This is a genomic window from Halococcus sp. PRR34 (assembly GCF_028617175.1).
Taxonomy (GTDB): Archaea; Halobacteriota; Halobacteria; order Halobacteriales; family Halococcaceae; genus Halococcus; species Halococcus salifodinae.
Genome location: NZ_JAQJDA010000015.1, coordinates 36,483 through 50,282, shown reverse-complemented (window position 1 = coordinate 50,282; position 13,800 = coordinate 36,483). Strand labels below are relative to the sequence as shown.

Sequence of the window (13,800 nt, the reverse complement as noted above, 5' to 3'; positions counted from 1 at the left end):
CCTCTGCGCGTAGGGCGAAACCTATATGTTCCGTGGGCCGCGAGAATGAGGTGTCCAACCTTCCTCGTCGGCACTTCGTTGATTAGCCCTTGCTTTGGGCCGACGGTGCATCGCTCCCTATTTAGGGTTTTGTATGACGCTCTGACAGACCGTCGAGAAACCGTGAGAGAGCGGTGGAGGGGGCTAGTGGGTTCCATCCACTCGGCCCTGTCAGACAGCCTCCGCCGGAATTTCGACGCGGACGCGGATGATCTCACTCAAATAGCCGGCTTTAGGGAGATAGTATGGTTGGGGGTACTCCGGTCGTCCCTCAACCTGATACTCACCTCCACCGGGACCGCGTAGGCCGACCGTTCCATCCGGTTCGCTCGCGATTTCGGTGACGCGCAGTGGTTGTACCCGGCTCTCCAGGACGACCCGCTGGCCCTCTTGGAGGTCCGGAAGCGAGCTAATCGGTCCGATCGGCTCAATGGCTTCCTGTGAGATACGAGTGTCTGTGTCGGCTTCAGGAGCGTCGGTCTCGTGTTCCGGCTCGCCGTCGTCTCGTGGACGGTGATAGGTCGTAGGATGACGACAACTTCTCACAACCGTCTCGGTCTCACTGTCGTCGGGAGGGCCGTCGGGATAACACTCAGGCCATTCGCACGGCTCATAAAACGTGCGAGTACGGCCGTCATAGGGCATTTCACGCCACTCGCGTCGGTCGACTCCGCGCCCGACTTCCCGCGTGCGGCACGCAGGCTCTACCGTTTCGCTATCGGTAGTTTCCGTTTTGTTGGCATGTTGTGCGCGCCGCGAACGTGCGGTACCCTTACGTAATTCGGTACCATAGGTGGTCTTGCTTTGGGACATTGGATTGTTCACAGCTGAAATGGTCAGCAATCCGATGTTGCCAGAGACAGTCAGTGCGGGTTCGACCGATTCCGGGTGACTGGTACTCACCCAGATACGGTGGTCGGATTTGTCCGCACTGACACACTACGCTCGTGAGCCGAGCGTCCGCCCTCCACCCGCTGAACGACGCTTGCTGACATCGCCTGCGTCGATTGGGTGGGGTTTTGTGCATCCGATAACCTCTGACATCAGGCTCGTTTGGGATCAAGAGCAATAAACCTATGCCATCAGAAGCGCATATGCACTCATGAAAGCGTATGCTCTAATGGTAGTGATTTGCACGTGGTCCGCTGGTATTAACCCATATCCTACGCCTACATCGATTCAATGCCTCCTCCAGTGGTGCCGTGGATGACACGAGTTGATCATCTTGTTCTTGATCTCCTTGATCAGCAGGGAATCGCTCTCCCTCCAACGGCGATCACACTTGCTCTGGAGGAAGAACATGGAATCAATGCACCATCGAGTAGTCAGGCCGCCCGCCGATTGCGGGAGGACCTCAGTTATCACGGACTCGTCAAGCAACCTCATGAAGACAGGGTGCAAGGCTATTACCTGATCACAGATCTCGGAAGCCGTTATCTCAATGATTCGGACGCCGAACCGGAGGAGTTCATCGCTGACGCCAACGATACTGACGGCTCCTCGTCGTAGCACGTCTTCTTGAATACCCGAATCGTGCGCTTGCGAACGCCGTGAGTTAGGTCCGGTTACCATCGGTTTGGTTCATGCCCTGCTTTGCTCGGTGAGTAGTTCGCATCCTTACCGATGGACTGGGGGGTAATCAAGAAACGGGATTTCAGAACTAAAAACCCTCTCCCATAGCCGTTATAGGCTCTCTAACGTCGATATTCCACTCAAAAGCAACTAAACCGGGTATATAAAGGGGGTCGAAGTTCAATCAAGTATTCCAAAATCGTCGAAATGTTCGACAACCAGGGACAGTTTTTCACTCTGCTGTTTTCGGGCTATATAACTCTTCTATCGACGAAACCTCTATACTTAATATGAATGATATTCTGGCGTAATATTCATATCCTGAACTTCACTTCGGTATTCCTCTGCCATGATATCTGAATTGTATTTGTTTGTCTGTATATCGGTGAGGTCGAATGAAACACCGCCGGTGTATCCACAGTGAGAACAGCGAACGGAGGCATAGAGACGATCGGATAGTTCTCCATCAACCTCTGGGCCCTCCCGAACCTGTAGCATATGTTCACACCGAGGACATTGAGCGGTGATTTTGGGATACTGATAGCCTGAATCGGCCTGGATGCTGTCTGGTGAGAGATTTTCTTCTTCAATCGCTTCCTCGACTTTCCCAATGATTCGATCGAGGGCATCCTGTCGGTCGTCTTTGTCAGTTGGGAGATCAACGCCTTCAATTGACAGCGAAATACGGCTTGTTTCAGCGAGGTTTTCTGGATCTGGTTTTGAATCGACCATACCGCAAATCGGCTCTCGTACGAAGTAATTCTTCGGTTCAATCTTTTTCTCCACGTCCAAATCTACTCCGTGTTCTCGGACGATGGTATTCGTTCGTACCACCACTTGAGCCACGCAGCAAGCGGCCTCCGATCACCTTCGACCTGAATGCGAACGGTACCATCGAAGCTCCACTGAGCGTGTTCGGTCTCCTCGCCCCACGAAGTTGGAATGCCGAGTTGGAGATTATCGAACTCACACTCGAGCTTTCCCTCTCGCTCAACGGTTTCATCGAGAACCCCTTCAACCGTCTTCAGCCACTCTTTCCATTCCTCACCAGCGGTATCAGATGATGGAATTGATTCAGACCGCTCTGCGCACATACTACTCGTATGTCCAGCTGCCTATTGATACTTGCAGTCGATCGATCTGTGACTGCTCTTCTTGGTCGATAAGCTACGAAACCGGCTCATTGGGTGGGTCAGCGTAACGTTGTAACCTCCTCGAATCGTCCACTTGGTACGTATGAGCACCTCGCCACCCGGCCCGCAGGACCTTCCACTGTTGGGTAACACTCACCGCTACTCCCGTGATCCATTTTCGTTCATCGAGACACTCACCCGGAGTTACAATGGTCTCTCGACGTTTACCCTCGGAACCGAACAGACGTACCTTGTTACGGAACCAAAAGAGATTGAGCGGATACTGGTAAGTGAGGATTCGAAGTTTCGAAAATCACAAACTATCCGATCAGGCAGCATCGATGACCTACTGGGCGACGGACTCCTAATGAGTGGTGGTGATTTCTGGCAGCGCCAGCGTCAGCGGGCTCAACCGGCGTTCGCGCCTAGTCGCGTGATGAACTTCGGAGAGGAGATCAGCGAATACGCTGAGACTATGCTGAGTCACTGGAATGATGGTGAGGTCGTCAAGATCGATCCTGCGATGGCCCGGATTACGGTGAAGGTAATCGTCTCGGTGATGTTCGGCACCGAGCTCGACGATCAGACTACGGAGAAGGTGCAGAACAACCTTGAACCGCTAGGAAAGATGTTCGAGCCGAAGCCGGCGCAGTTTCTTCTTCCCGAATGGGTGCCTACACCTGAGCGTGTCGAGTTCGAAAACGCGGTAGACAACCTCGAAGAAGTGCTCGACACACTCGTTTACAGGCGAAAGGGAACCGAGGACGGCGAGATGGATCTGCTATCGATCCTGCTGCGTGCTCAAAGTGATGTTGACGAAGTGACCGAGGAGCTTGTCCGAGACGAACTGATGACGATGCTTCTTGCCGGTCACGATACTACGGCGTTGTCACTCACTTATACCTGGTATCTGCTCTCCCAGCATCCCGAAATCGAGCGACGTGTTCACGATGAGATTGACGAGATTCTGGGTAACGAGTCCCCTACAGCCAGTGATGTTCGCGACTTGGATCTCACTGAGCGGGTAATTCAGGAAGCCATGCGGCTGTATCCACCGGTCTATACGATTTTTCGCGAGCCTACCGAGCCGATTCAGCTCGGCGGGTACCGAATACCGAAGGGCGCACTCGTGATGCTTCCACAGTGGGGTGTCCACCGTGATCCGCGCTGGTACGACGATCCGGAGTCGTTCGATCCGGATCGATGGACAACTGACCGCGCGAGCGAGCGACCGAACTACTCATATTTCCCGTTTGGCGGCGGTCCGCGTCACTGTATCGGGAAACATCTCTCGATGCTTGAAGCGCAGATCATCCTTGCTACGGTTGCGCAAAACTACCGTCTTAGGCTCGCTCCGGAGCAGAGTGAGAACCTCGATTTCGCTCCTTCACTCACGATGCATCCATCTGAGCCGATACAGATGCAGGTACAGAAGCGATAACAAATCTTTGGTCATGGCGTAGCTACTCACCCAGGAAACAGCCAACTCCAGAAACGTTCCGTTGGTGTCTGCGATTCCTTTCGGACTTCTTCATATTTCTGAGTGACCCAGTCTACAAGTACCTCGTTTGATCCGACGATTGCAGCATTGTATGGCTCCTCTTCACTGTAGGCACCAACCAATGCCCTCTCGTCACCGAAAATTCCAAATCCAACAGAAAGATTTTCTGGATGGATCAAAGTGTGGAAATTATCAAATTTATGTGCTCTCCGCAGATAGTGGAGGTTTCGAACCTTAGTGGCTTTTCTAAAAACTGATTTATCAATGACAAGTTCGATTTCTTTCCCTTCTGGTATCAGGGAATCATATTCTTCGACAAACTGTGGTGAAAATACCTGCTGAACCCCTCTGAGAGAGCCGGCGTCGGTATCTGACTCCTCTTCCAATAGGGTGAGAACGGCGTGGGGTTCACTTAGCGTTCCTGTAGCCATATCGGTCTCACGCAGTGCTGCTGTTGGAAACTCTTGGGCGAGATCATCAAGCCGAAGAACGAAGTCCTTCTTTTGTGAGATAAGCGTCATTGCGTCTTTGAACCCTTCGTAGACCGAAAGCTTTGATTCCCCAAGTGGCAAAAGCTGGTATTGGCCGTCCTTATACGCTACCCAGTCCCTTTGGACAAAATTGTTGCACACCTCTCGTCTTGTCCGCCGAGATATATCACAGGTGTCAGCGAGTTCATTGCCATGCAGAGGTTCTGTTCGAAGTGCTCGAAGGATCGCAGGCCACGCTTCACTTGACGCGAATTTCGAAAGCATGGTCGCTTTGAGCTCGTCTAAAGCGTGTTGTTGCTCGCGAGCGACCATGTGACCGAAACCAGTGAGACGAACTTCTCCCGATTCGGATCGTAGAATCTTGTGTGATTCAAGCCGGTTGAACAGATTACGGACTGTATTCTCAGTAACACCAAGGAAATCTGCCAATTCTGATAGCTCAACAGATACGTCCCGCATCAGAGCCATTGCTTGTGGGATATTGATTTTCGTCTCCCTAGCTCCTGTTGCTACCAGCAGTAGCGTCTCATCTTGCTGAGCATTCACTCCCTCAGCCACACTCATGTCTATACTGGCCGTGATACTGGAAAATGTCTTCCGAAACATCTGCCATAAGATTTTTGACTATATAAATAGAAAATATCGGACGTGAACTAGATTGATCCCTTTACTTTCCGGTACTACGTGTGGTTGGCATGATCCTGGCGTCTGTCTCGACTATCCAAATATCCATCAATGGCGTAGCCCTATCGCACTGTCTTATGATGCGTCGACACTCTCTGAGATCATGCTTGAAAAGTACCTCGTCCGATGTCGCGTAGTGGTTCCCTTCGGCGACGTATTTGTTGACATTCGGTGGGAGTGGCTCGTCAATCATGATGTCTCGGTTAGTACGTCTCAACAGCGAGTCCTTCGACGCGCTCGAACCCGTCGGCATTGCGGGTGAGTACGCGAGGATCACCGCTCCCGACTGCAGTCCCGGCGATTAGTACATCACGCGCACCGATACGCTCGCCGCGATCAAGCAGGTCATGTTGGATGGAGAGTGCGCGGCGGGCGATCGCCTCGCCGACTGGAACAACCACCAGTTCCTCAATTATTGCCCCGAAGGGATCGCGATACTGTGCCGTCTCTCCGCGTAAGCCGACACCGACCTCGAACACAGTGAGCGCCGATAGTGCGACCGGCGTCTCGGTGTCGCGGAGTTCTGCGAGCCGGTTGAGCGCTGCGTCGTCTTCGTGAATCACGTCGTGTACGAACGTCGAGTTGAGGATCATACGCGCAGCACTATGCCTCGTCCGCCGAGGCGTCGTCGACGCCGTTCCTCAATTGGTCGTCGAATGCCTCGCCCCACTCCTCGGACCGCTCGCGGGCGCGGGCAGCCGCCTCGTCATCGTCGAACAAACCGGCGAGTCCGAACAGCGGGTCGGCTGGGCCGCCACGCGCTCGCTGCTCGTCGGTGAGCCACCACACTATCGATCGACCACCGACCTTCTTTCGCTCAACGCCGCCGCGCTCATTGAGCTTGTTGAGCTTCTTCCGAGCAGCGTCGGTCGAACACCCGATCGCTTCGCCGACCTCCCGCGCCGTCACCGTTGGATCGGGGTGGGTCGCCACGGCGTCGAATACCCGATCCGGTGTGACCGTCTCGACGTACTCGCCGGATTTCGCCCGCTCGCGATCTGACATACTCCGGACTACGTATTCGTCCACCGTAAGCCTATCGCCACGAACCGATAGGCTTTTCATCTATCCGCTCGTAGCGATAGGTAGAGACAGACCGGCCCTTCGGGCGGTTCTCAAGAGAGAATCGCCCGCGTGCTTGCAACACGCGGGCTGGCTGTCTTGTGGAGCGACACAGCCAATGTCAACTACGAGTGCGGTCCCGGATAGGAGTATCGACCTGACCGCTGCGCGATTCGAGCGTGCAGTCGCACAGGAGATCAATGTCGAGCGCACTGCACCGCTCATCTACGAGGCCGACCGCGACGGCGAGATCTATGCGGTCGATCTTGAATCAGGCCACTGCACCTGCCCAGACTGCCAGTTCCGCGGTCTCGGGTGCAAGCACTCGATCAACTGCGCTCTCGACACATTGTTCACGGACGGCTCGCAGAGTCGCTTCGTTGCACAGGTCATCAGATTCGCCCGCGAGGTTGGGTGCCCGTTCGAGGCGCGCGGTTGTGACGGACCCTGCGGCATCGGAGTGTATCCCTGCCCGGACTGTGTGACCGGGATCGGCGTCGGCGACTGGAAGGTCTGGACCCACCTCGTGCGGGATACGGGCGGTGAGGACCGATGAGCGAGTTCTGTGTTGGGTGCGGGAAGGATATGTGGGAGTACTCCTCTGCGGCGAAAGCCGACGGCTGGTGTCTCACGTGTGCGCCCGAGTGCTACGTCGGCGGTACCCATGTGGCCACGCTGGAGGGCGATCGATGAGCGCGTTCGACTGCCGGCAGGCAGCCCGAGGGACGCCCGTCGGTCACGAAGGTACGGCACGCTGCGTTCGTGCGGAGTGCTCCGCTCCGCTGTCGGAGGGCAGCGAGGTTGCGGCGTTCGTCTACCGGCAGAGCGACCAAAGTGCGTTCACCGTTGGTGGGCTGTACTGTCAGGCCTGTCGCGTCGGGGAGGTTCGCCACCCGACGCAGGGGGCAGAGGAGTACGTCGTTCACGCGCGGCTCGGGACGGTCGCAGACGTTGGCAAACAACGACACTGGCTGGCAGTCATTGATCCCGAGGTTGTGGATTCGTCGTCGCCGACTGACGAGTAACTCGAAACCGAACGCTTCCGCGGCTCCGTCCGTCGATTTCACTTTCACTGCTATAGGAAAGTCCCTATAATCGTCCGGGGATACCCAAGGAACGAGGACGGAACGGTCCCGACCTCAAAAGAGCGCGTCACACGCTCCCTTTCCCAGTATGCTACAGACAATGAGACGGATCCTATCGCAGTCGACGCAGATCTCTATCGTCGAATGCCGTGACTGCGGTGCAAGCGTCGAGCCCGACACAGACTCTTGTCCGAACTGCGGAGCGAGCGAGATTGCTCACTACATCATTGGTCCAGGAGACTGAGCGACTGGTACACTCGCCCGTCCCGTAGTGTTCTCCACATTGGCGATAGCTGAAATCAGAACGTGCCATAGCAGCGGGATTGTCTCTCGAAATCCGGTGTGTGGCCCACGGCTATTTTGAAGTGTGCTCTCTAAAGGGTGGTATGGCTGTACCCTTCGGTGCGACGTGGGGACGTTGATCGAACGCTGCGAAGAACTCCCCGAGGATGCGACGTTGATCACGCCGCTGGCATCGAGACGGTTCAGAATAGACGAGATAGTGCTCGAAGCGTTCGAGGGCACGGGGATCGATCGCGAACAGTTGGTGGGCGTCGACCGCGGGAAGGTCGACGAAGCGTTGGATGTGGTCTCTGTGCCGGAGTCGGCTGTCTACGACGTCTCCGAGAGCGAGTACGTGCGGAAGGCCGACGTCGACGAGGAGCGCAAAGAGACGCGGCTTCAGGGACTGAAAGACCGGCTGGCGGTGAGTGACGATTCCGAGGCGGAGGTGCTTCATCAAGAGGTCGACCGGCTAGAGCAGGAGATCGAGGAGTTGACGGAGTTCTCGCCGGGGAGTTCGTTCGGGGACCGAGCGGAAGAAATTGATTCGATGGCCACGACCATGAGATGAGATCGATGAGTGTGACCGAGATGCTGGAGTGGGGGTGCCGATTATGGTGGCACGACTACGAACCAGAGGGGATCACGACAGAGGATCGATTCGGGATCACACCCCGAGAACAACCGCCGCGAATGGTCTGGATTTGTACTCGGTGTGCGGATGAGAAGTGGCTTGAGCCAGGTATCTCTCCTGAGAAATTCGTGTGCGTAACGAGTGTTTCTCAGTACACGTAGCGGAGGACGAATCAGTCAGCTCCTGCGGGGTCGATGAACTCGAACTGGGTCGTGTCGACAAGACCACGATTCGTGATACGAAGGTCGGGCAGCACAGCCAGCGGGAGCAAGGACATTGTCATAAATGGTGACTCCAAGTCACACCCCAATTCACGCCATGCATCTTCGAGACGACGAACGCGCTCCGAAACCTCTGACAGTGGGAGATCGCTCATCAGCCCGGCGATGGGAAGTGGTACTTCAGCGAGTACCTCGTCGTCGACGGCGACCATCCCTCCGTCAAGATCGATTGTTCGCTCCGCTGCACGGACCATCGCCTCGTCGTCAGTTCCGACAACCAACAGATTGTGGCTGTCGTGAGCAACCGTTGATGCGACTGCTCCCCGGTCGAATCCGAAGCCGGTGACAAACCCTTTGCCCATCGATCCATCCCCGCCATGCCGTTCGAGGACGGCACCTTTCGAAACATCTTCGGAGTAGCTGATAGTCCCCCTGTCGACTTGGAGTGTCATGCTCTCCTCGCTGGTGGTGACCTGGTTCTCGTGGACCCGGATTACTGGAGCGGTGACCTCCTCGACGTCGGTCGGGGCGGGAATTTCGAAGTCGGCAGGGCCCGGCGGCTCAATTTCGATTGTCTTCCGAGCCCATTCTGGATAGGCCTCTTTGACGGCGGCAGTATGTTCGTTCTCGTCTGGGAGGACATCGTCAGCAACCCACTCACCGTCTTCGGCAACCATCTCACCGTCGACCATCACCCGTGATACGGCCACCGACGCCAAGTCATCGAGGAAGACGATATCAGCGATCTTACCGGGCGAGAGCGCACCGAGGTCGCCAGCCACACCATAGTACTCGGCAGCGTTGAGTGTCACAGCTTGGATCGCTGTTACCGGATCGAGGCCGTTCGAGATTGCAACGCGAAGAACGCGATCAAGATGACCTCTCTCAGTAATGGTGTCGGGGTGGGTGTCGTCGGTCACAAACAGCAGGTGACGCGTGTCGACATCCGTTTCCGTGACCGCTTTCACCGTTTCTGGGACGTCTTTCCATGCCGATCCCTGACGAAGCATCGTCCACATTCCCCGCCGAAGTCGGGCGAGTGCTTCCTCTCGCCGGATCGACTCGTGACACGATGAGATACCTGCGGCGATGAATGCGTCAAGTGACGCTCCCGTCTCCCGACTAGCGAAGTGGCCAGTCGCTTTGAGGCCAGCGTCGTAGGTTGCACTGAGTTTCTCGTGGACCGCTTCGTCCCCAGCGACGACGCCTGGATAGTTCATCATCTCTCCGAGGGCGATGACATCATCCCACTCTAACGCCTCACGAACGTCGTCGGGATCGATGAGTGCGCCTGCATCCTCGAACCCGGGTGCGGCAGGCACGCACGAGGGAATCGTACAGAAGGTCTTTAGCGGGAGATTAGCAGCTTCATCGAGCAGAAGTCGGATACCTTCCAACCCGAGTACGTTGCCGATCTCGTGAGGATCCATGAACGCGCCAGTCGTTCCAGTCGGAACGACACCACGACAGAATCCCGTAGCAGTGACCATGCTGGATTCGTAGTGGACATGCGTGTCAAGGAACCCTGGCGCGAGATACTGTCCCTCTGCATGAATTTCCGTGGTGCGATCACCAGCGGGAACCTCATCAGCATCAGTCATCCGTACGATACGCCCGTTAGCGATGACGAGATCCGTGTCAGGCATAATCTCGGCAGTATGGACGTTCACTAGCCGTCCACCGCGGATGATCAGGTCCGGCTCGGCCGCCCCGCGCGCGACTGCCGAAAGTTTCGATGAGGTATCTCCTATTGATCCGTGAGAACCTGCTTCGAGATACTGTGTCATATGATCGTTCAGATACAACAAGATAAATAAGTTTGTGTGAGAGCGTGCCATAGAATTCGTCACACAGTTCAACAGCACGCTGAGAACCAGTGTCTGGTGCGCGGACAACATTGCCGCTATTCAGAACCAGCGGTAGCAGGCTTCTCAGGCGATGACCGAATACCATAGCAATCTTTCTATGACACGCTGACAAGGAGATGATAAGATGGAGTACATGTCTATGAGGATTCGTTCACTTGTCTGGAATTGCCCAGTTACAACCGAAAGCTGATGTCCGCGTCGGCAAGTGGTGTCGCATCCTGTTCGACCGCCTGCTCGGCCGACAAGCGATCCTGCATCACGAACACGGTGTTCCTCCCTCGGCCCGTGTGGTACACCGAGTTCCGGAGGATATCCGCGTGGTCGGTGTACTTCTCTTTCACTACGCAGAACGGCTCGATATCGTCGGCTGCCACGCGAGTGACTTCATAGAAATACTCGTCCAAGAACGTCTCTACCCGCTCGATCTCGTCGGTGGGCACTTCGAAGCGATACTGCTCGCTGTCGTACCACTCACGCAGTTCGTTGAAGACCTCATCTCGGTCGAAGTACTGGCTGAAGATATACAAATTGGCGTCTTCGACTTCGAACGCGTTGATCTCCGTTGTGTCGGCATCGAACGTGGGCATGAGTTGAACGTCACTCTGGTTCTTGGCGCTCTCGTGAGCCTGTACTGGTTGGGTAGCGATACTCATTCCGAGCGTAAAGCGTTTGCTAGCGATCACCACAGTCGCAGTAATACATTTCTCTCTTCCCTGCTGGCGTTGGGTATGAACGTCTCGCACGAGCCACCTTCGAGAACTGGCGCGAACTCGAACAGGAAACCGGCCGCGACCTCCTCACCATTACCGGCTCGATTCACGCCGGCCCGGCCGATGCGGACCTGTTCACTGAGGCTCGCCGCTCGGTCGAAACCCACGACATTGATCACGAGGCGCTCACCGGGACAGAGGTAAACGAGCGTTTTCCGGGGTACGACATTCCTGCCGACCATCGAGCGGTTTACCAGCCCGACGGCGGCTTCGTCGACTGCGAACAGACCGTGATCGCCCACGTCGAAGCAGCACACGCGGAGGAAGCCACCATCAGAGCGCGCGAGCGCGTCCTCGACTGGCACGAAACCGGTGACGGCGTCCGAGTGAAAACTGACAAGAGTCGCTACGAGGCCGACGACGTGGTGTTGAGGAGAGGAGCTATCCCACACTCACACAGCGGTTTTCCTGAGTCATCCACTCGAAGATGAGGTCAAAATCACAGCGATAGGGTTGGAACAGCAGTTTTCCTGGGTCTAGTATCACCACACCAAAACGTTCGGTTCGACTGGAATCCTACCTACTATAATATAACTATTTAGTTATAGTGGTAGTAGTAGTAATTGCTGGAAGCTGTTCAAATCCAAATACGCAGAAGGCTAGCTCAAAGGAACCGGCTTCTCTAGAAATAATAACTATTTCGATGAGCGTCTTATATACTGACTTCAACTACAAACCGTATCCTTAGAAGAAGAGGAAAACACCAACTGAGGAAAACTGCTGTGTGAGAGACGGGATTATCGCCGACTGACGAAACTCAGGAAACTCGGGAAAGCTTGATGGGGCTGGGTACTACATAACATACCAGAATGTCCGATGGTGATTCCATCTTCGCTGATGATGTTGAGCTGATAAAGGACGCCAACGTTCTTGAAGAGGACTATACACCAAAGCAAATCCTTTGCCGTGATGACGTCCTCAGTCAGTACACAAGCGTCTTCAAACCCGTCTACAAGGGCCGTCCTCCACAAAACGCGTTCCTCTATGGGGATACTGGCGTCGGAAAAACTGCTGCAACGAAGTACCTCCGAAAAAACCTCGAACAGGACATCGAGCGAAAGAACGAGAACGTACCCGAAGAAGAGAGGGTAGCCCTCAACCTCGTTTGGATCAACTGTGAGAACTTCACCACCGGCGATCACAAGACATCTTCCTATCAAGTCGCCGTTGGGATCGTCAATCGTCTACGAGACAAAGGGAATCGCATTACTGGAACTGGATACGCTCCCCAGGATGTTTATGACATCATGTATGAGGAACTTGACGATCTTGAGGGGACTGTCCTCGTAATCTTGGACGAAGTCGATAAGATCGGGGATGATGATACGCTTCTCTACGAACTTCCGCGTTCGCGGGACATCGGGTACGTTGAAAACGTCCGAGTTGGGGTCATCGGTATCAGTAATGACTATACATTTCGAAAGAACCTCTCTCCAAAGGTGAAAGATAGCCTTTGCGAGACTGAGATCAAATTCCCTGCCTACGACGCTGAGGAGCTCTCAGACATCCTTCGCGCTCGGGCAGACATGGCTCTCTACGATGATGCCTACGATCAAGAGACGATTTCCCTGTGTTCGGCACTTGCATATCAGGAAGCTTCTGGAAGTGCTCGTCGGGCAATTCGCCTCCTCCGACGGTCGGCAGAGATCGCCGAAGAGAATGGATCAGACTTGATTGAGCCACCACATATCCGTCAGGCTGACAACGACTTAGAATACGGTAACATTGTTGAATCCATTGTAGATCAAGACGATGAAAAGCTCTACATCCTCAAAGCACTCGCTCATCTCGACACAGTGGGGCTGACGCCGGCCCGTACCCGCAAGGTACACACTGCCTATTCTCAAGTGGTCCAGACCTACAAATCAGAGAGTGGACGAGGGCCACTTACCCAGCGCGGTATGTTCAACCACCTCTCGAAATTAGTCATGTTTGGCTTTGTCCATACGATCGATCGCAACAAAGGCGTTGGTGGGGGACAATGGAACGAGCACGAATTCAGTGATGATGTCACTCCTCAAAAGGTGGAGGACGCTTTTGCGGATCACAATCTTGACTGGATCGAGATGGATCTTCAAGGGATTGAAGATTAGCCTCTTCTTGTAGAAATACTATAAACTCAACAGTGTCAATTCGATACCTCTCCCCCTGGCGACTGACTTCCTTGCCAAACCGCAGATTCCTCCTCTCGATGGTTGGTACGGACAGAAGACCGTGATGGGACAAAACGCTTGTCCGTATCGAAAATCCACCGACAAAATCGATGGTATAATGTGTGGTGAATCGCGTCATCGGCCATGCCCGAGTGCAAGAATTGTGGTGCGTTCGTGACCGACCAGTACGTCCGGGTATTCGCACCGTCTGAAATGGATACCGTACGTGTCTGTCCCGAATGCCCCGATATGCTCCGGAGCGACGGCGAGGTGCGGGAAGCCAAATCCCGCAGGAAGTAGCGACC

General features: G+C 54.9%; 15 protein-coding genes and 1 pseudogene. 8 read left to right on the top strand and 8 right to left on the bottom strand.

Annotation, left to right across the window (positions count from 1 at the left end):
* Positions 1–210 precede the first annotated feature (210 nt).
* Entirely contained in the window at positions 211–585 is a 375-nt protein-coding gene (locus tag PHA81_RS15620; protein ID WP_273837520.1) for a hypothetical protein, read from the bottom strand.
* Positions 586–1,245: 660 nt separating this feature from the next.
* On the opposite strand from PHA81_RS15620, the gene PHA81_RS15615 reads away from it, so the two are divergent.
* Positions 1,246–1,548 (top strand): hypothetical protein, encoded by a 303-nt coding sequence (locus tag PHA81_RS15615; RefSeq protein WP_273837519.1) that lies wholly within the window; start codon positions 1,246–1,248, stop codon positions 1,546–1,548.
* Between the two features lie 348 nt (positions 1,549–1,896).
* Here PHA81_RS15615 and PHA81_RS15610 read toward each other — a convergent pair whose 3' ends face one another.
* On the bottom strand, positions 1,897–2,343 hold the full coding sequence (locus PHA81_RS15610; protein ID WP_273837517.1) for a hypothetical protein: 447 nt from the start codon (positions 2,341–2,343) through the stop codon (positions 1,897–1,899).
* A 62-nt stretch (positions 2,344–2,405) separates the two neighbouring features.
* A complete protein-coding gene (locus PHA81_RS15605; protein ID WP_273837516.1) occupies positions 2,406–2,705 on the bottom strand; it encodes a hypothetical protein in 300 nt (99 codons plus the stop codon).
* 142 nt (positions 2,706–2,847) lie between these two features.
* Between PHA81_RS15605 and PHA81_RS15600 the strand changes: the two genes are divergently transcribed.
* Positions 2,848–4,185 (top strand): cytochrome P450, encoded by a 1,338-nt coding sequence (locus PHA81_RS15600; protein WP_273837515.1) that lies wholly within the window; start codon positions 2,848–2,850, stop codon positions 4,183–4,185.
* A gap of 26 nt (positions 4,186–4,211) precedes the next feature.
* Here PHA81_RS15600 and PHA81_RS15595 read toward each other — a convergent pair whose 3' ends face one another.
* The 3 genes from PHA81_RS15595 to PHA81_RS15585 form a co-directional block, all read right to left on the bottom strand.
* A complete protein-coding gene (locus tag PHA81_RS15595; RefSeq protein WP_273837514.1) occupies positions 4,212–5,300 on the bottom strand; it encodes a hypothetical protein in 1,089 nt (362 codons plus the stop codon).
* A 323-nt stretch (positions 5,301–5,623) separates the two neighbouring features.
* Positions 5,624–6,013, bottom strand: coding sequence for a PIN domain-containing protein (locus tag PHA81_RS15590; RefSeq protein ID WP_273837513.1), 390 nt, complete (start codon positions 6,011–6,013; stop codon positions 5,624–5,626).
* Between the two features lie 10 nt (positions 6,014–6,023).
* On the bottom strand, positions 6,024–6,425 hold the full coding sequence (locus PHA81_RS15585; RefSeq protein WP_273837512.1) for a transcriptional regulator: 402 nt from the start codon (positions 6,423–6,425) through the stop codon (positions 6,024–6,026).
* 175 nt (positions 6,426–6,600) lie between these two features.
* Between PHA81_RS15585 and PHA81_RS15580 the strand changes: the two genes are divergently transcribed.
* From PHA81_RS15580 to PHA81_RS15565, 4 genes and pseudogenes are all read left to right on the top strand, one after another.
* On the top strand, positions 6,601–7,038 hold the full coding sequence (locus PHA81_RS15580; protein WP_273837511.1) for an SWIM zinc finger family protein: 438 nt from the start codon (positions 6,601–6,603) through the stop codon (positions 7,036–7,038).
* A complete protein-coding gene (locus PHA81_RS15575; protein ID WP_273837510.1) occupies positions 7,035–7,175 on the top strand; it encodes a hypothetical protein in 141 nt (46 codons plus the stop codon). Before PHA81_RS15580 ends, PHA81_RS15575 begins: the two co-directional genes overlap by 4 nt.
* A complete protein-coding gene (locus PHA81_RS15570; RefSeq protein ID WP_273837509.1) occupies positions 7,172–7,507 on the top strand; it encodes a hypothetical protein in 336 nt (111 codons plus the stop codon). The genes PHA81_RS15575 and PHA81_RS15570 overlap by 4 nt, the downstream gene beginning before the upstream one ends.
* A 553-nt stretch (positions 7,508–8,060) precedes the next feature.
* Positions 8,061–8,420, top strand: a pseudogene (locus PHA81_RS15565) (hypothetical protein); the annotation flags it as partial.
* Between the two features lie 235 nt (positions 8,421–8,655).
* Here the strand turns inward: PHA81_RS15565 and ade are convergent.
* Complete coding sequence (gene ade, locus PHA81_RS15560; RefSeq protein ID WP_273837508.1) at positions 8,656–10,491, bottom strand: adenine deaminase; 1,836 nt, start codon at positions 10,489–10,491, stop codon at positions 8,656–8,658.
* A gap of 254 nt (positions 10,492–10,745) precedes the next feature.
* Positions 10,746–11,225 carry a hypothetical protein gene (locus PHA81_RS15555; RefSeq protein WP_273837507.1) on the bottom strand — a complete coding sequence of 160 codons (480 nt, stop codon included), beginning with the start codon at positions 11,223–11,225 and terminating at the stop codon, positions 10,746–10,748.
* Between the two features lie 47 nt (positions 11,226–11,272).
* Between PHA81_RS15555 and PHA81_RS15550 the strand changes: the two genes are divergently transcribed.
* Both PHA81_RS15550 and PHA81_RS15545 read left to right on the top strand, forming a co-directional pair.
* Positions 11,273–11,773 (top strand): FAD-dependent oxidoreductase, encoded by a 501-nt coding sequence (locus tag PHA81_RS15550; protein WP_273837562.1) that lies wholly within the window; start codon positions 11,273–11,275, stop codon positions 11,771–11,773.
* Positions 11,774–12,151: 378 nt separating this feature from the next.
* Positions 12,152–13,435 (top strand): AAA family ATPase, encoded by a 1,284-nt coding sequence (locus PHA81_RS15545; RefSeq protein WP_273837506.1) that lies wholly within the window; start codon positions 12,152–12,154, stop codon positions 13,433–13,435.
* The last annotated feature ends 365 nt before the right edge of the window (positions 13,436–13,800 follow it).

What these genes read in the sequence shown, in the direction of transcription:
- PHA81_RS15615 (WP_273837519.1), top strand. Translation starts at nt 1,246, where the DNA reads ATGACACGAGTTGATCATCTTGTTCTTGATCTCCTTGATCAGCAGGGA.
- PHA81_RS15610 (WP_273837517.1), bottom strand. Translation starts at nt 2,343, where the DNA reads ATGGTCGATTCAAAACCAGATCCAGAAAACCTCGCTGAAACAAGCCGT.
- PHA81_RS15605 (WP_273837516.1), bottom strand. Translation starts at nt 2,705, where the DNA reads ATGTGCGCAGAGCGGTCTGAATCAATTCCATCATCTGATACCGCTGGT.
- PHA81_RS15600 (WP_273837515.1), top strand. Translation starts at nt 2,848, where the DNA reads ATGAGCACCTCGCCACCCGGCCCGCAGGACCTTCCACTGTTGGGTAAC.
- PHA81_RS15595 (WP_273837514.1), bottom strand. Translation starts at nt 5,300, where the DNA reads ATGAGTGTGGCTGAGGGAGTGAATGCTCAGCAAGATGAGACGCTACTG.
- PHA81_RS15590 (WP_273837513.1), bottom strand. Translation starts at nt 6,013, where the DNA reads ATGATCCTCAACTCGACGTTCGTACACGACGTGATTCACGAAGACGAC.
- PHA81_RS15585 (WP_273837512.1), bottom strand. Translation starts at nt 6,425, where the DNA reads ATGTCAGATCGCGAGCGGGCGAAATCCGGCGAGTACGTCGAGACGGTC.
- PHA81_RS15580 (WP_273837511.1), top strand. Translation starts at nt 6,601, where the DNA reads ATGTCAACTACGAGTGCGGTCCCGGATAGGAGTATCGACCTGACCGCT.
- PHA81_RS15575 (WP_273837510.1), top strand. Translation starts at nt 7,035, where the DNA reads ATGAGCGAGTTCTGTGTTGGGTGCGGGAAGGATATGTGGGAGTACTCC.
- PHA81_RS15570 (WP_273837509.1), top strand. Translation starts at nt 7,172, where the DNA reads ATGAGCGCGTTCGACTGCCGGCAGGCAGCCCGAGGGACGCCCGTCGGT.
- ade (WP_273837508.1), bottom strand. Translation starts at nt 10,491, where the DNA reads ATGACACAGTATCTCGAAGCAGGTTCTCACGGATCAATAGGAGATACC.
- PHA81_RS15555 (WP_273837507.1), bottom strand. Translation starts at nt 11,225, where the DNA reads ATGAGTATCGCTACCCAACCAGTACAGGCTCACGAGAGCGCCAAGAAC.
- PHA81_RS15545 (WP_273837506.1), top strand. Translation starts at nt 12,152, where the DNA reads ATGTCCGATGGTGATTCCATCTTCGCTGATGATGTTGAGCTGATAAAG.